The sequence below is a fragment of the Bradyrhizobium sp. genome (genome assembly GCF_004799405.1).
Lineage (GTDB): Bacteria > Pseudomonadota > Alphaproteobacteria > Rhizobiales > Xanthobacteraceae > Bradyrhizobium.
The window spans coordinates 1-15,499 of the sequence record NZ_SSMW01000084.1 but is presented as its reverse complement, the minus strand read 5'-3'; the positions used below and the strand labels follow the sequence as shown (position 1 = coordinate 15,499).

At 64.3% G+C, this 15,499-nt stretch carries 16 protein-coding genes; 7 read left to right on the top strand and 9 right to left on the bottom strand.

All coding sequences use genetic code 11. The features are described 5' to 3' along the window. The first annotated feature begins 2 nt into the window (after positions 1-2). Positions 3-623, top strand: coding sequence for a 2,3-bisphosphoglycerate-dependent phosphoglycerate mutase (locus E7813_RS13630; protein ID WP_291574736.1), 621 nt, complete (start codon positions 3-5; stop codon positions 621-623). Further along, the gene (locus E7813_RS13625; RefSeq protein ID WP_291574776.1) at positions 623-1,153 is read left to right on the top strand and encodes a GNAT family N-acetyltransferase; all 531 of its coding nucleotides are present in this window, start codon (positions 623-625) and stop codon (positions 1,151-1,153) included. Before E7813_RS13630 ends, E7813_RS13625 begins: the two co-directional genes overlap by 1 nt. Before the next feature lie 67 nt (positions 1,154-1,220). Here E7813_RS13625 and E7813_RS13620 read toward each other — a convergent pair whose 3' ends face one another. Together E7813_RS13620 and E7813_RS13615 are read right to left on the bottom strand one after the other, a co-directional pair. Next, a complete protein-coding gene (locus E7813_RS13620; protein ID WP_291574774.1) occupies positions 1,221-2,117 on the bottom strand; it encodes a bifunctional helix-turn-helix domain-containing protein/methylated-DNA--[protein]-cysteine S-methyltransferase in 897 nt (298 codons plus the stop codon). A gap of 57 nt (positions 2,118-2,174) precedes the next feature. Then, positions 2,175-2,693 (bottom strand): DUF2244 domain-containing protein, encoded by a 519-nt coding sequence (locus E7813_RS13615; RefSeq protein ID WP_291574734.1) that lies wholly within the window; start codon positions 2,691-2,693, stop codon positions 2,175-2,177. A 22-nt stretch (positions 2,694-2,715) separates the two neighbouring features. Between E7813_RS13615 and nth the strand changes: the two genes are divergently transcribed. Then, complete coding sequence (nth, locus tag E7813_RS13610) at positions 2,716-3,450, top strand: endonuclease III (protein WP_291574733.1); 735 nt, start codon at positions 2,716-2,718, stop codon at positions 3,448-3,450. Between the two features lie 46 nt (positions 3,451-3,496). Here nth and E7813_RS13605 read toward each other — a convergent pair whose 3' ends face one another. Further along, the gene (locus tag E7813_RS13605; protein WP_291574730.1) at positions 3,497-4,249 is read right to left on the bottom strand and encodes a sulfate transporter family protein; all 753 of its coding nucleotides are present in this window, start codon (positions 4,247-4,249) and stop codon (positions 3,497-3,499) included. A 229-nt stretch (positions 4,250-4,478) separates the two neighbouring features. On the opposite strand from E7813_RS13605, the gene E7813_RS13600 reads away from it, so the two are divergent. Together E7813_RS13600 and E7813_RS13595 are read left to right on the top strand one after the other, a co-directional pair. Further along, entirely contained in the window at positions 4,479-5,657 is a 1,179-nt protein-coding gene (locus tag E7813_RS13600) for a CoA transferase (protein ID WP_291574728.1), read from the top strand. Beyond that, on the top strand, positions 5,654-6,601 hold the full coding sequence (locus E7813_RS13595) for a hydroxymethylglutaryl-CoA lyase (protein WP_291574727.1): 948 nt from the start codon (positions 5,654-5,656) through the stop codon (positions 6,599-6,601). The genes E7813_RS13600 and E7813_RS13595 overlap by 4 nt, the downstream gene beginning before the upstream one ends. Positions 6,602-6,622: 21 nt before the next feature. On the opposite strand, the gene E7813_RS13590 is transcribed toward E7813_RS13595, so the two are convergent. Next, positions 6,623-7,597: a YiiX/YebB-like N1pC/P60 family cysteine hydrolase gene (locus E7813_RS13590; RefSeq protein WP_291574724.1), complete on the bottom strand. Its 975-nt coding sequence runs from the start codon at positions 7,595-7,597 to the stop codon at positions 6,623-6,625. Positions 7,598-7,787: 190 nt separating this feature from the next. Between E7813_RS13590 and E7813_RS13585 the strand changes: the two genes are divergently transcribed. Next, positions 7,788-9,221 carry an NAD(P)/FAD-dependent oxidoreductase gene (locus E7813_RS13585; RefSeq protein ID WP_291574722.1) on the top strand — a complete coding sequence of 478 codons (1,434 nt, stop codon included), beginning with the start codon at positions 7,788-7,790 and terminating at the stop codon, positions 9,219-9,221. Beyond that, on the top strand, positions 9,218-9,892 hold the full coding sequence (locus E7813_RS13580; RefSeq protein ID WP_291574721.1) for an adenine nucleotide alpha hydrolase: 675 nt from the start codon (positions 9,218-9,220) through the stop codon (positions 9,890-9,892). The genes E7813_RS13585 and E7813_RS13580 overlap by 4 nt, the downstream gene beginning before the upstream one ends. 146 nt (positions 9,893-10,038) lie before the next feature. On the opposite strand, the gene E7813_RS13575 is transcribed toward E7813_RS13580, so the two are convergent. The 5 genes from E7813_RS13575 to rpmI all read right to left on the bottom strand — a co-directional run bounded on the left by E7813_RS13575 (position 10,039) and on the right by rpmI (position 15,224). Then, positions 10,039-10,809 (bottom strand): sulfite exporter TauE/SafE family protein, encoded by a 771-nt coding sequence (locus E7813_RS13575; protein WP_291574718.1) that lies wholly within the window; start codon positions 10,807-10,809, stop codon positions 10,039-10,041. Then, a complete protein-coding gene (gene pheT / locus E7813_RS13570) occupies positions 10,806-13,247 on the bottom strand; it encodes a phenylalanine--tRNA ligase subunit beta (protein WP_291574717.1) in 2,442 nt (813 codons plus the stop codon). The genes E7813_RS13575 and pheT overlap by 4 nt, the downstream gene beginning before the upstream one ends. Positions 13,248-13,332: 85 nt before the next feature. After that, positions 13,333-14,415: a phenylalanine--tRNA ligase subunit alpha gene (gene pheS / locus E7813_RS13565; RefSeq protein WP_291574716.1), complete on the bottom strand. Its 1,083-nt coding sequence runs from the start codon at positions 14,413-14,415 to the stop codon at positions 13,333-13,335. A 171-nt stretch (positions 14,416-14,586) separates the two neighbouring features. Next, positions 14,587-14,946: a 50S ribosomal protein L20 gene (rplT, locus tag E7813_RS13560; RefSeq protein WP_291574714.1), complete on the bottom strand. Its 360-nt coding sequence runs from the start codon at positions 14,944-14,946 to the stop codon at positions 14,587-14,589. 77 nt (positions 14,947-15,023) lie between these two features. Then, entirely contained in the window at positions 15,024-15,224 is a 201-nt protein-coding gene (rpmI, locus tag E7813_RS13555) for a 50S ribosomal protein L35 (RefSeq protein ID WP_100415670.1), read from the bottom strand. Positions 15,225-15,499: the final 275 nt, after the last annotated feature.

Sequence of the window (15,499 nt, the reverse complement as noted above, 5' to 3'; positions counted from 1 at the left end):
GAATGAGCGACCGTCTTCTTGTGCTGGTGCGTCACGGCCAGAGCGAATGGAACCTGAAGAATCTTTTCACCGGCTGGAAGGATCCCGACCTCACCGAGACCGGCATTGCCGAGGCAAAAGAGGCCGGCCGCAAGCTGAAGGCGCAGGGCTTGTCGTTCGACATCGCGTTCACCTCGGTATTGCGGCGCGCGCAGCACACGCTCGATCTGGCGCTGGCCGAGATCGGCCAGACCGGCCTTCCGACCAAAAAGAACCTGGCGCTCAACGAACGCGATTACGGCGATCTCTCCGGCCTCAACAAGGACGAGGCCCGCAAGAAGTGGGGCGAGGAGCAGGTTCACATCTGGCGCCGTTCCTACGACGTGCCGCCGCCCGGCGGCGAAAGCCTGAGGGACACGCTGGCGCGCGCGCTGCCCTATTATGTTCAGGAGATACTGCCTTGCGTGCTGCGCGGGGAGCGCACGCTGGTCGCAGCGCACGGCAATTCGCTGCGTGCGCTGATCATGGTGCTGGAGAAGCTGACGCCCAAGCAAATCCTGGCGCGCGAACTCGCCACCGGCGCGCCGATCATCTACCGGCTCAATGCCGACGCCACGGTGGCGTCGAAGCTCGACCTTGCGTGATCGCGGCGGCTGAAATCTCGGTTCTCGATCCGCCGATCGCGGAGCGCGCGCTGGACCAGCTTGCTTCGGTATTGGTCGACTGCGTCGAGGGCGGCGCCAGCGTCGGCTTCATGTCGCCGTTCTCAAGGGACGATGGCCTGGCATTTTTCCGCAAGGTGTCAAGTTCGGTCGCATCCGGCGACACCGTGTTGCTGGCGGCAAGGCTGGATGGGAAAATCGTCGGCACCGTCCAGCTCGGACTGGATACGCCGCCCAACCAGCCGCATCGCGCCGATGTCAAGAAGCTGCTGGTGCATCGCTCCGCGCGCGGCCATGGCATCGGCGCCGCCCTGATGGCGCAGGTGGAAGAAGAAGCCAGGCGCCTTGGCCGCTGGCTTCTGGTGCTCGATACGGTGCCCGGCGAAAACGGCTACCGGCTCTATGTGAGGGCCGGCTGGACCCGGAGCGGAATCATCCCGGACTACGCGCTGTTTCCGGACGGACGGCTGTGCGACACGGCGGTGTTCTGGAAGCGGCTCACGAACCGCTAACGCTTCAGCGCAGGTGCGCTCCCTCTCCCTTTGGGAGAGGTGAGCGAGTACGCCGCTTCGTCCATCTCTAGTGAATCCCCACCTGCCCGGCTTCCCAGCCCAGCATCGCCTGCTTGCGGGTGATGCCCCAGTGATAGCCGGTCAGTGCGCCGCTCTTGCCGAGCGCGCGATGGCACGGCACCACGAACGACACCGGATTGCGGCCGACGGCGGCGCCGACCGCGCGCGACGCCTTCGGGCTTTTGATCTTGCTCGCAATGTCCGAATAGCTCACCGCGCGGCCCATCGGAATCTTCAACAGCGTCTCCCACACCCGCACCTCGAAATCGGTGCCGATCAGGACCACGCGCAACGGCTGGTCCGCGCGCCACATCCGCGTGTCGAAGATGCGCTGCGCCAGCGCCGAGGTCCCGTTGCGATCCTCGACATAGGTCGCGCGCGGCCAGCGCCGCTGCATGTCGGCGAACGCGGCCTGCTCTTCACCGGGGTCGGCAAACGCCAATCCCGCAAGGCCGCGGCCGCTGGCGATCACGATCGCGGTGCCGAACGGCGAGGGATGAAATCCATAACGCAGGGTCATGCCGGCGCCGCCGTTCTTCCATTCGCCCGGCGACATCGCCTCATGGGTGACGAACAGGTCGTGCAGCCGCCCCGGACCCGAAAGCCCGGAGTCGAGTGCGGCGTCGAGCACGCTGGCGGAATCACGCAGCAGGCCCTTGGCGTGGTCCAGCGTCAGCGCCTGCATGAAGGCCTTGGGCGTCAGCCCGGCCCAGCGGCGGAACAGGTGGTGCAGCTCATCGGGCGTGACACCGGCCGCATCCGCCATCGATTCGATGGTCGGCTGCGCGCGCCAGTGTTCCGAAATGAAGGCGATGGCGCGCCGCACCGAATCGTAATCGCGCAGCGCTGCGTTCTGGGGGCCCGGTTTGGTCAGGCGATGGTCATTCATGGCAAGGTTCATCATGGCTCTGATGTAGGCCGCGCGAGGCGCCACAACCACCCGATTTCCGACAAGCCTTCATCAAACCGGATTATAGGTCGGCCCGCGCCGGGCGGCCTGCAATGCCGCCGTCAAGGCTTTGGCAAAGCTGGCCTTTTCGTCGGGTCCGAGAAAGCTCGCGATCGCGACCCGGCGGCCCCTGGAGACCAGATAAAGTTTTTCGATGCCGAATTCGGCATGGGTTTTCCGGTCGAGCCGCACCCACACCGGATTGAGCACCCATTCGACCACGTGGCCGCGGTGGCTCACCCGGCGCACCCGCAATTCCGACGGCGTCACGGAAATCTCTTCGGTGGCATCGGCGCGGCGGAAATTGATCCGGAATGCCCAATAGACCGCGAGCACATCGAGGCCGAAAAAGCCGAACACCGGCCATGCGCCCATCATCAGGAAAGCGACGCCGGCGGCGAAACTGACCACGGTCAGAAACCCCATCAGCACCAGGAATCCGGTGCGGTTGAGCGAGCGGTGCGGCGTCAGCAGCGCCGAAAACAGTTTCGGCTCGACAGTTGCCGGATCAAAGTCGTTGCCTGCGGTCATCGCGTATCAGTATACCCGGATCATGGCGAAAATCACCCGCAGCGCTCGGTCCAGATCGAAGCCCAAGGCGGCGAAACGCGCCAGGAAAATCGCCAAGAAAACGAAAACGACCAAGCCGAAGCCATGGACACTGGCCGAGGTCTACGAGGCGTTCAGCCGCTTCCGCAAAGCCAATCCCGAGCCTAGGGGTGAACTCGAACATCTCAATCCGTACACGCTGCTGGTCGCGGTGGTGTTGTCGGCGCAGGCGACCGACGCCGGCGTCAACAAAGCGACGCGCGCGCTGTTCGCGGTGGCCGACACCCCGCAAAAGATGCTCGATCTCGGCGAGGACAGGTTGCGCGATTACATCAAGACCATCGGGCTCTATCGCAACAAGGCGAAGAACGTCATCGCACTGTCGCAAAAGCTGATCGCCGAGTTCGGCGGCGAAGTCCCGCGCACCCGCGCCGAGCTCGAATCGCTGCCCGGCGCCGGGCGCAAGACCGCCAACGTCGTGCTCAACATGGCGTTCGGCGAACGCACCATGGCGGTGGATACGCATGTGTTTCGCGTCGGCAACCGCACGGGCCTGGCGCCCGGCAACACCCCGCTCGAAGTCGAGCTTGGCCTCGAGCGCGTGATTCCGCCGGAGTTCATGCTGCACGCGCATCACTGGCTGATCCTGCACGGCCGCTACATCTGCCTCGCGCGCAAGCCGCGCTGCGAGGTCTGCCTCATCAACGATCTCTGCCGCTGGCCGGAAAAGACGGTGTGACGCTTTTAACCTCTCCTCGCGCAGTGCGGGGCGAGGAAGAAGAGGTTCACGCCGCCGGCACGTCGGTCTTTGGCGACGGCTCGATCAATTGCGGCCGCGGGCCGCTGAGCCGCTTGTGCATGTGAACCATGAACGCCATGCCGAACAGCGGCGTCGCCAGGTTGACGATCGGGATCGATACGAAGGCGGCGACCACCAATCCTGCGGTGAACACCAGTGCGGCATTCTGCCTGCGCATCGCCTTGGCTTCGGCGGGGCTGCGAAACCGCATCGCCGCGAGCTCGAAATATTCGCGCCCCAATAGCCATGCGGTCGCGATAAAGAACGCGATGAATCCGGCACCGGCAATGAACACGAACGGCAGCGCGATCAGATAGACCACGATCGTCAGCAGCGCGGTCTTGACGCCTTCGGTGATGGCAAGACCGAACGGGAGCGCGGTGCCGGGGCGTTCGGCCGGATAGTGCTCGCGTTCGACATGGTCGGCGACCTCGTCGACGAACACGCTCGCCACCAGCGAGGTGATCGCGGGCATCAGGAACACCGCGCCGAATACCACGCCGAACCCGGCGGCAATCGAGATCACCCAGGCGAGAATATCGAGCGGGGTGTGAAAGCCCGGGCCCAGCATCGCCTCGGCCCAGCCTTCGCCTGAGGTCGCAAACCAGCTCAACAGCCGCTGCAGGCCGATCGCCAGCACCACGATCAGCACCAGTGCGAGGCCAATCGACCGCCACAGGATCGAGCGCATCGGCGGCGACAGGATTTGCGAAAGTGCCTTGATGGCGTCGTCGAGCATGATGGTCCAATCCCAAAGCGAAAACCCTCGCGAGAGGTAGCCACGGCCGGCGCATTCGGCAAGACGCCCGCGCGGGGGCGTTCTCCAGCGGGTTTTTGAGCGCGGTGCGCATTGCTGCCTTGTCCGGCGCGCTTTTAGTCGTCGCTTGCCATCGCTATATTTAACCGATAGCGCTCGAAGGCCTGATTTGCGTTATAAATCGATGTCGAGGGAACCTCGGGAGACCCCAATGAGCACGCCAGACCTGCCGTTATCGGGGGTACGGGTGGTCGAAATGACCCACATGGTGATGGGCCCGACCTGCGGCATGATCCTGGCGCAGCTCGGCGCCGAAGTGATCAAGGTCGAGCCGCCGGCGGGCGACAAGACCCGCAGCCTCGGCGGCATGGGCACCGCGTTCTTCCCGCTGTTCAACCGCGGCAAAAAAAGCGTGGTGCTCGATTTCACAAAGCCCGAGGATCGCGAGACCATGCACCGGCTGCTCGACAGCGCCGACGTGTTTCTGGAAAATTTCCGCGACGGGCAACTCGAAAAGCAGGGACTCGGCGCCGGCGAATTGCGCCGGCGGCATCCGCATCTGATCGTCGCCGGGCACAAGGGCTTTCTGTCCGGCCCTTACGAACATCGTCCGGCGCTCGACGAAGTCGTGCAGATGATGTCGGGCCTTGCCGCCATGACCGGCACCAGCGCCAAGCCGCAGCGCGTCGGCTCATCGGCCAACGACATCATGGGCGGCATGTTCGGGGTGATCGCGATCCTGGCCGCGCTCTATCAAAAGCGCGGCGGTGGCGGCGGCGCCGATATCCGCATCGGGTTGTTCGAGAACTGTCTGTTTCTGGTCGCCCAGCACATGGTCGAGTATGAGATGACCGGCAACAAACCGCGCTCGATGCCGGAGCGCGAACATGCCTGGCCGATCTACGATATTTTCGAAACCGCCGGCGGAGAGCGTATCTTCATCGGCGTGGTGACCGAAGGCCACTGGCAGAGCTTCTGCAAGCAGTTCGGCCTGAAGGAGTTTTCCGAAGATCCCAGCTTGCGCACCACCACGGACCGGATCCTGGCGCGCGCAAGAATCATCCCGCGCGTCGCCGAGGTGATCAAAGGCTGGGACGCGAAGGAGCTTTCCGCGACGCTCGACAAGTTGAACATCTGCTTCTCGCCGATCAATCGCCCCGAAGATCTGTTTGACGATCCGCATGTGTTGCGCCCCGGCGGCCTCGTCAATAACGTCAATGCCGATGGCGAGGCGTTCCGCGTTCCGGCACTGCCGGTCGAGTGGAACGGGGCCAGCATCGGCGAAGGGCTCAAGGTGCCGGTGCTCGGCGCCGATACCGAGGCCGTTCGCGCCGAGCTTGAGGGCCAGAAACTTTCTGCAACCGGCAAAACCGCAGTGAGGCTCGCATGACCCGCGTGCAAGAGGTTTATCCCAACGACAGAGTGAGTTTGCGCGAGGTCGGCCTGCGCGACGGCCTGCAGCTCGTGAAGACGTTTCCGTCGACCGCCGCAAAGCAGCGCTGGATCCGCGACGAATACGGCGCCGGCGTGCGGCATTTCGAGGTGGGTTCGTTCCTGCCCGCCAAAACCTTCCCGCAATTCGCCGACGTGGGCGACATGGTCAAGACCGTGGCGTCGCTTCCCGGCGCGCATGGCGTGGCACTGGCGCTCAACGAGCGCGGCGTCAACGAAGCGCTGGCATCAGGGGTTGCCGAAATCGCCTCGGTGGTATCGGCCACCGAAGAGCACAGCCAGGCCAACGCCAACCGGTCACGCGCCGAGGCCATCGCCAACGTCAGGCGTCTTTGCGAATTGCGCGACGCCAGCGCGCACAAGCCGCTCGTCAACGCCGCGATATCGATGGCGCTGGGCTGCTCGATCACCGGTCCGGTCGATCCGAACGAAGTCATCAAACTGGTCGAAAAATGCCTGGAGGCCGGCGTCGATTTCGTCGCCGTCGCCGATACCGTCGGCTATGCCGGCCCGAAGCAGGTCGGCGAGCTGACCAAGGCGGTCGTGAAACTGTCCGGCGCCAAGCCGGTCTGTGTTCATCTGCACGATACCAGGGGAATGGGCATTGCCAATGCATCGGCGGCGCTCGATGCCGGTGCGCGGATTCTCGACGGCTCGCTCGGCGGCCTCGGCGGCTGCCCGTTCGCGCCCGGCGCCACCGGCAATGTCGTGTTCGAGGATCTGGTGTTCCTGTGCGAGAGCAAGGGTTTTGCCACCGGCATCGATATCGACCGGTTGATCACGGTGCGCTCGATCCTGAAATCGGAAATGCCTGGTGAGACGCTCTATGGCGGTCTCGCCCGTGCCGGGCTGCCCGACCGGAAATCCAGCGTGACCGCCTGATATCCGGCAAATGGCCGCCTTTTAGGCTGCCAGTTCCGTTGACCGCTCGCCTGGCTCGGCTGGGCGCTCCGGCGCGCGCACAGAGACGTATTCGGCGACCATGAAATGCTCTGACACCGTAACGCGCTCGACCAGTGTCACTTCCTCAGCCGGAAGCGGCGCCGCTTGGTCAATCGCTTCAGGAACAAACGGCGGCGACTCGATCGCTTCTGGAAAGATACCGAATTCGCCCGCCACCTCCTGGAGCGGCTTTTGCTTGTCGGCCCAGTGCAAGGACGTGTAGTCGAAACCGTGCACGATGGTGGGTTTGACGATTTCGAAATAGGGCGAGATGTCGAAATCGCGCGGCATGTAGAGCGATGAGTCGCGGATATGCAGGATCTCGCGCCGCGCCTGCCTGGAGCCGGCGCGCGTGATCTTGGGCAGGATCGGGTAGCGCACGGAGTCGAACGCCTGCGCGATCAGCGCCGAGCAGATGATCTTGGTGGGATCGCCCGAACCGAACGCGATCATGCGCCGCCGCCAGCGCTGCGGGATCGGCAGCGGAATCAGAAAGCGCATCAGATCGAGGATATTCTTGGTGTCGTAGCCGAAGCCGATCCGGTTGATGGCGTAGCGGCATACCGTATTGCGGTCTTCGAACGACAGGCCGACCGGGCGGCACAGCCGGGTGTGATAGGGAAAATATTTCGAAAGCGGCGCCGAAGTCACGCCCTCGCCGATATTGGCCTCGATCAGGACGTGCGGCTCGCCGTCGGGCTCGACCGCGCCGTCGATCGCGCCGACATAAAGTGCGGCATGCGACCAGGTGGACTGCGTGAGGTATTTGATGATGCCGGAAACCCGGTTGTTGCCTTCGACCAGCAGCACATCGCCCGGCTCGATAACGCCGCGCAAATGCTCCGGGTCGCTCGGGGTGAACGGCTCATAGCCCGGCAGTTCCTTCTGGAGGTAGTTCGCGATCAGTTGGCCGACGGTATCGAGCACGAAGCCCATGATGTTTTCCCCCAGCGGCCTTTTCCGGCCGCTTTTTTGCTTTCCTTATCATGGTCGAAAGCCGTTGCAATTTAGTTCATGCATCGGGCAGATCAATCATGATTGATTCACCATGACGGTTGCCGCCCGCGCCCGGATGCGGCAAGTTCGCTAAAGGTTCTACTGTTTTTTAAGCCCCGGAAACCATGACATGACAATGACGCGCCGCGATTTCCTGTCGGCGTCCGCGGCTCTTGCAGCGGCACCGGCGCTTGGCGCCGGCGCATGGGGCGCGCCGTTGCCGCGCGAGGCGGATATCGTCGTGATCGGCGCCGGTGCCGCCGGCATCGCGGCGGCGCGGCGCATTCAGGCCGCCAACCGCACGGTCATCGTGGTGGAGGCCTCGAGCCAGATCGGCGGCCGCTGCCTCACCGATACCGCCGCATTCGGGGTGCCGTTCGATCGCGGCGCGCGGTGGCTGCACAATCCCGACACCAACCCGATGCTCAAGCTCGCGCGCGATGCCGGGCTCGACATCTATACACCGCCGCAGGGCCAGAAAATCCGCATCGGCCGCCGCAACGCGCGGGCGGGGGAAACCGAGGAGTTTCTGGCCGCATTGGTGCGCGCCAACCGCGCCATCGACGACGCCTCGCGCGGCAAGGCCGATGTGGCGTGCGCGTCCGCGATGCCGAAGGACCTCGGCGACTGGACGGGAACGGCGGAATTCGTGCTCGGCGCCAATGCGACCGCCAAAGATCTGAAAGATATCTCCGTGATCGACAAGGCCCGTGCCCAGGATCGCAACGCCGCGATCGCCTGCCGCCAGGGCCTGGGCACGCTGGTCGCAAAGCTTGGCGCGCCGCTCCCGGTTGCGCTGTCGACGCCGGCAAGCCGCGTCAGTTGGGGTAGCCGCGATGTCACGGTGGAAACGCCGGCGGGCAGGATCGCCGCCCGCGCTGCCGTCATCACGGTATCGAGCAACGTGTTGGCCGCGGGCAATATCAAGTTCACGCCCGACATCCCCAAGCGCCAGCTCGACGCCGCGGCGAAATTGAGCCTCGGCAGCTACGATCACATCGCGCTGCAACTGCCGGGCAACCCGCTTGGCCTTGCCCGCGACGATATTATCATCGAGCAGAGTAACTCGACGCGGACCGCGCTGCTGTTTGCCAATATAGGGTCGTCGTCATTGTGCGCGGTCGATGTCGCAGGCTCGTTCGGCCGCGAGCTCTCGGGCCAGGGCGAAGCGGCGATGGTGGCCTTCGCGGTGGAATGGCTGACCAAACTGTTCGGCAGCGACGTCGCGACCGCGGTCAAGAAGTCCAGCGCGACCCGCTGGAATGCCGCGCCCTATGTGCTCGGGGCGATGTCCGCCGCGGTACCCGGCGGCCAGCCGTCGCGAAAAATCCTGACCGAGCCGGTCGGCTGCATGTTCCTTGCGGGCGAAGCGACCCACGAAACGCTGTGGGGAACGGTCGATGGTGCGTGGGAAAGCGGCGAGCGCGCGGCGGAGGCCGCCCTGCGGCGGATCGGCGCGCTCAGGGATACCGAGCCGGAGGCCGCGCCCGCGCGAGCGCCAAGGCAACGGCGTTATATCGCAGCACCGGTCCGGCCGGTGACGCCGAGAAGTCCGATCAATTGACGCCGCCGCGGCCCAAGGCGCTGATCTCGTGGTCGAGCGGCAAGGATTCCGCCTTCTCGCTGCATGAAATCAGGCGATCAGGCGAATTCGACGTGGTCGGCGCCCTGACGACGATAACCGAAAGCTTCGGCCGGGTGTCGATCCACGGCGTGCGACAGGAGATGCTGCATGCGCAACTTAAGGCCGCGGGGTTGCCGCCGCGGATCGTGCCGATCCCCTATCCCTGTCCGAACGAAGTCTATGAAGCGCGCATGGGCGAGGCGGTTGCCGAGGCCAAACAGGACGGCATCACCCACATCATCTTCGGCGATCTGTTCCTCGCCGACATCAAGGCCTATCGCGAGCAGAAACTTCGGGGCACCGGGATCACGCCGGTGTTTCCGCTGTGGGAACGGCCGACGCCGGAACTGGCGCAGGCGATGATCGCGAGCGGATTTGAGACTTATCTTGCCACCGTCGACCTGAAAAAGCTGCCGGCGGAATTCGCAGGCCGCAAATTCGACCGGCAATTGCTGGCCGATCTTCCCGGCGGCGTCGATCCCTGCGGCGAGAACGGCGAGTTTCATACCTGCGTGGTGGCAGGACCGATCTTCTCGCGACGGCTTTCTGTGACGACGGGCGTGCGCGTCGAACGCGATGGCTATGCGTATTGCGATCTGGTGCTGGAATAAGCGCCGTCGTCCCGGCCAAGTGAAGCGCGAGCCGGGACCCATACGTCGTGTCTTATCGTTGGAGCACTGTGGCGGACGCCTTCCGCACAATTACCGCCGCGGATTATGGGTCCCGGCGTTCGCCGGGACGACGCTGAAATCGAAACTCACCGCAGCACGCCGTCAAGCGCCGGCAGGCCGATGATGACGGCCGCCGCGATCAGGGCGTAGCAGATGGAACGAAAGAGAGCCTCGCTGGCGCGGCCGAACAGCGACGCGCCGAACCAGACGCCGAGGGCGTAGACCGGGCCGATCAGCAGGGAAAACTTGATCGCGTCCAGCGTGATGAGCCCGGTCAATGCATAGCTGGCGACGGAAAAGAAGTCGGAAGCCACGAAAAACAGCAGGATGTTGGCGCGTGCGATGGCCGAAGCGATCGGGCGGCCAAGCCAATAGCCGACGATCGGCGGCCCGCCGGTCTGTGCAAGACCGCTGCAAAAGCCGGCCAATCCGCCGATGCCGATCGAAATCGCGAGGTGGTCCTTGCCGCGATAGCGCCAGCCCGACACCAGCAGCAGTAACAGCGCGAACACGAATCCGGAAATGATCCAGCGCGTGGTCACCGGATCGAGCCGGCTAAGAAAATAAGTCCCGATGGGGACGCCGACCAGGGCACCCAGCACCATGACCGCGGTGGCCTTGCGGTCGGCATGCTTCCACGCATCCGGAATCAGCGGCGACGATCCGACGAAATCGATCATCAGCAACAATGCCGCGACAAGGCGCGGTGCTGCGATGCTGCTCGCCAGCGGCATGAAAATCAGCGCGGAGCCGAAGCCGGAGAAGCCGCGCGCGGTTCCCGAGATCAAGGCGATGATACCGATCAAAAACGCGGTGTTGACGCTGACATCGCCCGGGATGAGACCAGACAGGCTCATCCGCGCAAGACGCCGCCGGTCTTCTTGGTCACCTCGGCCACGATTTTGGCGGCCACCGCATCGATCTCCTGATCAGTCAGGGTTTTCTCGCGCGGCTGGATCGTCACGGCGATGGCGATCGACTTCTTGGCCTCGTCGATGCCGTTGCCTTCGTAGACGTCGAACACCGTGACGGCCGTGATCAGTTTCCTGTCGGCGCCCTGCGCCGCGCGCACGATATCGCCAGCCCTGACGCTGCGATCGACGATGAACGCAAAGTCGCGCGACACCGGCTGGAACGCTGACAGTTCGAGCACCGGCCTGGCCCGGGTCGGCCTCTGCTTGGCGTCGGGAATGCGGTCGAGGATCACCTCGAACGCCATCAACGGACCGTCGGCGCGAAGGATTTCCAGCGCGCGCGGATGCAGCTCGCCGAAATATCCCAGCACGTTTTGCGGACCGATCTGGATGGTGCCGGAGCGCCCGGGGTGCAGCCAGTCGGGCCCGCCGGCCACGACCTGCAGCGCCTGCATCGGCGCGCCGGCGGCGGCCAGCACCGCAAGCGCATCGGCTTTGGCGTCGAGGGCGTCGGCGGTCGCCGAACCGGACCAGTGCCGTCCGATGCCCTTTGAGGACGCAACGCCGTGGCGCACGCCCGCGGCCGCGATCAATTCATCCGCCGGCTCGTCGCTGGCGAACACCTGGCCTACCTCGAACAGCGCCAGATCCGAAAAACCGCGATCGATATTGGCCTGCGCGGCGGCGACGAGACCCGGCAGCAGGCTCGGCCGCATATCGGACATGTCGGCTGCGATCGGATTGGCGAGCGAGAGTTCGGGGTGACCGCGGCGGTTGGCCTGCGCCGGCACAGGCGGATCGCGGTCGAACAGCTCGGCATGCGGTTTGGAGATAAACGACCACGTTACGGCCTCGATCATGCCGCGCGCGGCCAGCGCCCGCTTGGCGCGGCGGGTGCGCGACTGGATCTGTGTCAGCACCGGCTTGCGGGCTGCATCGCCGCGATCGAACGGCGTCATCGGTACCTTGTCGACACCGACAATGCGCACGATTTCTTCGACGATGTCGGCCTTGCCCGACACGTCGGAACGCCAGGAGGGCACCGCGACCTTCAGCACCGGGCCGCTGCCGGCCATCATGAAGCCGAGATGGCCGAGAATGCGTTTCATCTCCACCAGCGGCACGTCGAGGGCGGCGAGACGCTTGACTTCGGTGAGCGGGAAATCGATCACGCGGTCGTCGCCGAAGGCCTTGCCGACCACGACGTTCTCCGACGGCGTGCCGCTGCACAGTTCCATCACCAGTCGCGTGGCCATCTCCAGCCCCGGCACCATGAAGGCCGGATCGACGCCGCGCTCGAAACGATAGCGCGCATCCGAATTGATGCCGAGCTTGCGGCCCGATTGGGCGATGTTGATCTCGTTCCACAGCGCCGATTCGATCAGCACGTCGGTGGTCTGTTCCGAACAGCCGGAGGCTTCGCCGCCCATGATGCCGGCGAGCGATTCGACGCCGTGGTCGTCGGCGATCACGCAGACGCCGTGGTCGAGCGTATAGCTGCGGCCATCGAGCGCCAGCAGCGTCTCGCCGTCGCGCGCGCGGCGCACGGTGAGATGGCCCGTTACCTTGGCCGCGTCGAACACATGCAGCGGCCGGGCGCGGTCGTAGGTCATGAAATTGGTGATATCGACCAGCGCGTTGATCGGCCGCAAGCCGATCGAGGTTAGGCGCCTTTGCAGCCATTCCGGCGACGGGCCGTTCTTGACGCCGCGCACCAGCCGCAGCGCAAAGCCTGGGCAGAGCGTGGCGTCCTCGACCGTGACGTTGACCGGACAGGGGAATTCGCCCTTGACCGGCTTGATGCCGGGGTCCTTGAACTTGCCCATGTCGGCGGCGGAAAGATCGCGGGCGATGCCATGCACGCCGGTGCAATCCTGCCGGTTTGGCGTCAGATTGATCTCGAACACGGGATCGCCAAGCCTGGCCCACTGCGCGTAAGCAGCTCCGATCGGCGCGTCGGCCGCAAGCTCGATGATGCCGTCGTGATCTTCCGAGAGCTGCAGTTCGGCCGCCGAGCACAGCATGCCGCGGCTCTCGACCCCCCTGATGGTGCCGACGCCGAGCGTGATGTTCTTGCCGGGAATGAAGGTGCCGGGGGCCGAGAACACGCTGACGAGGCCGGCCCGCGCATTCGGCGCGCCGCAGACGACCTGCACCGGTGCATTGCCATTGCCGGTATCGACCATGCACACCCGCAGCCGATCCGCATTGGGATGCTGCTCGGCCGAGATCACCCGCGCGATCGTGAATGGTTCAAGCGCCTTCGCCTTGTCGTCGAGGTGCTCGACCTCAAGCCCGATCATGGTGAGCTTGTCGGCGAGCTTTTCCACGGGCTCGTCGGTGTCGAGATGTTCCTTCAGCCAGGCGAGCGTGAATTTCATGATGATCGCTTCCCTTGTCCCCTGTCCCGCTTGCGGGGGAGGGTTAGGGTGGGGGCTCTCTCCGAGATCGTGGTCTCGGCGACGCTCACGAACTCAACCCTCCCGCCAGGGTCGGCACATCCAGCGGCCTGAAGCCGTAGTGACTTAGCCAGCGCACGTCGTTCTCGAACAATTGCCGCAGGTCGGACATGCCGTATTTCAGCATCGCGATGCGGTCGATGCCCATGCCCCAGGCAAAGCCCTGATAGACGTCGGGATCGATGCCGCAGGCGCGCAGCACATTCGGGTGCACCATGCCGCAGCCGAGAATCTCCAGCCAGTCTTCGCCCTCGCCGAACCGAATCTCGCCCTTGTCGCGGCGGCATTGGATATCGACCTCGAGCGACGGTTCGGTGAACGGAAAGAACGAGGGTCGGAACCGCATGTTGATGTGATCGACCTCGAAGAACGCCTTGCAGAACTCGTGCAGGATCCATTTGAGGTGGCCGAGATGCGAGCTTTTGTCGATGACGAGGCCTTCGACCTGGTGAAACTGCGGCGTGTGGGTGGCGTCGGAATCGATGCGATAGGTGCGCCCCGGGCAGACGATGCGGATCGGCGGCTTTTGCGTCAGCATGGTGCGCACCTGCACCGGCGAGGTGTGGGTCCGCAGCAGCTTGCGCGAGCCGTCTTCCTTCGGGTTGAAGAAGAACGTGTCGTGCATCTCGCGGGCCGGATGTCCCTCGGGGAAATTCAGCTTGGTGAAGTTGTAGTCGTCGGTCTCGATATCCGGGCCTTCGGTGATGGCGAATCCCATGTCGGCGAAGATCGTGTTGACCTCCTCGAACACCTGGCTGAGCGGATGAATCCGGCCCGCTTCCGCGGCCGTTTCGCGCAGCGGCAGCGTGACGTCGATGGTCTCGGACACCAGTCGCGCGTCGAGCGCCGCCGATTTCAGGACGTCGCGCCGCGCCGCCAGCGCCTGGCCGACCTTGTCCTTGGCAAGGTTGATCGCCGCACCTTGCGTCTTGCGTTCGTCCGGCGACATCTTGCCGAGCGTTGCCAGCAGTGCCGAGATCGAACCCTTCTTGCCGAGGGCCGCGATGCGCACCGCCTCAAGCGCGGCCTCGTCGCCGGCGGCGGCGATCTGGCTGAGGATCTGGGATTCGAGTTGAGCAAGGTCGGTCATGGCGACGGTCACCTTTTGGGAGCGCTCGCGCCCAGCACACGATGCCGTCATCATCCGCGAAGGCGGATGATCCAGTAAACACCGGGGTCAAAATGTGGCTCGGTGATTACTGGATGCCCCGCCTGAAGCGGGGCATGACACCGGAGTGCGAGATCACGAGTTGATCCGAACTTACGCCGCCAGCGCGGCCTTGGCCTTTTCGGCGATCGCCTGGAACGCCGCCGGCTCGTGGATGGCGAGGTCCGACAGCACCTTGCGATCGACGGTGATGCCCGACCTGGCAAGGCCGTTGATAAAGACGCTGTAGGTCATGCCGAGCGGACGCACCGCGGCATTGAGGCGCTGGATCCACAACGCGCGGAAGGTGCGCTTCTTGCGCTTGCGGTCGCGGAAGGCATATTGCGCGGCCTTGTCGACCGCGGCTTTCGCGGTGCGGATGGTGTTCTTGCGGCGGCCGCGGAAACCCTTGGCGAGCTTGTAGACTTTCTTGTGCTTGGCGTGAGAGGTCACACCGCGTTTGACGCGAGCCATGACGTATCTCCTTCATCGGTAAATGAGTGACGGATCACCGCGCGGACGCGGCTCGGCAAAGACGACGGTGAACGCGATCAGGCGTTCGGCAGGAAATATTTCTTGATGTTGTCGCCGTCGGTCTTGAACAGCACGCGGGTGCCGCGGAGCTGACGAATCTGCTTCTTGGTCCGCTTGATCATGCCGTGGCGTTTGCCGCGCTGGGCGGCCATTACTTTGCCGGTGGCAGTCACCTTGAAGCGCTTTTTAGCGCCTGACTTGGTCTTCAGCTTGGGCATTTGGCTCTCCTGTTGCCGCAGAAAAAACGCGCCCAGAGGGCGCTTTCCCGGCTTAAATGCTCGTTAGAGCGTTGAAAGTGCTCGGTTATTTCTGAACGAAATAATCAGCACAGGCATCGACACGGCAGCCCTTGATCAGCCGGGCGATGAAGTTTGCGCTTATGGCAGAGCTAAGCCAAATTGGCAACGATGAACCGAGGAACTGTCTTATTCGACAGATAAACTGACACCGTCCGCATCACAGCCCTCAAACAGGAAGAAAATGACCATATCAG

Bases quoted from the DNA above. Each gene is read 5' to 3' on its own strand.
- E7813_RS13630 (WP_291574736.1), top strand. From the start codon at position 3: ATGAGCGACCGTCTTCTTGTGCTGGTGCGTCACGGCCAGAGCGAATGG.
- E7813_RS13620 (WP_291574774.1), bottom strand. From the start codon at position 2,117: ATGATGAACCTTGCCATGAATGACCATCGCCTGACCAAACCGGGCCCC.
- E7813_RS13615 (WP_291574734.1), bottom strand. From the start codon at position 2,693: ATGACCGCAGGCAACGACTTTGATCCGGCAACTGTCGAGCCGAAACTG.
- nth (WP_291574733.1), top strand. From the start codon at position 2,716: ATGGCGAAAATCACCCGCAGCGCTCGGTCCAGATCGAAGCCCAAGGCG.
- E7813_RS13605 (WP_291574730.1), bottom strand. From the start codon at position 4,249: ATGCTCGACGACGCCATCAAGGCACTTTCGCAAATCCTGTCGCCGCCG.
- E7813_RS13600 (WP_291574728.1), top strand. From the start codon at position 4,479: ATGAGCACGCCAGACCTGCCGTTATCGGGGGTACGGGTGGTCGAAATG.
- E7813_RS13595 (WP_291574727.1), top strand. From the start codon at position 5,654: ATGACCCGCGTGCAAGAGGTTTATCCCAACGACAGAGTGAGTTTGCGC.
- E7813_RS13590 (WP_291574724.1), bottom strand. From the start codon at position 7,597: ATGGGCTTCGTGCTCGATACCGTCGGCCAACTGATCGCGAACTACCTC.
- E7813_RS13585 (WP_291574722.1), top strand. From the start codon at position 7,788: ATGACAATGACGCGCCGCGATTTCCTGTCGGCGTCCGCGGCTCTTGCA.
- E7813_RS13575 (WP_291574718.1), bottom strand. From the start codon at position 10,809: ATGAGCCTGTCTGGTCTCATCCCGGGCGATGTCAGCGTCAACACCGCG.
- pheT (WP_291574717.1), bottom strand. From the start codon at position 13,247: ATGAAATTCACGCTCGCCTGGCTGAAGGAACATCTCGACACCGACGAG.
- pheS (WP_291574716.1), bottom strand. From the start codon at position 14,415: ATGACCGACCTTGCTCAACTCGAATCCCAGATCCTCAGCCAGATCGCC.
- rplT (WP_291574714.1), bottom strand. From the start codon at position 14,946: ATGGCTCGCGTCAAACGCGGTGTGACCTCTCACGCCAAGCACAAGAAA.
- rpmI (WP_100415670.1), bottom strand. From the start codon at position 15,224: ATGCCCAAGCTGAAGACCAAGTCAGGCGCTAAAAAGCGCTTCAAGGTG.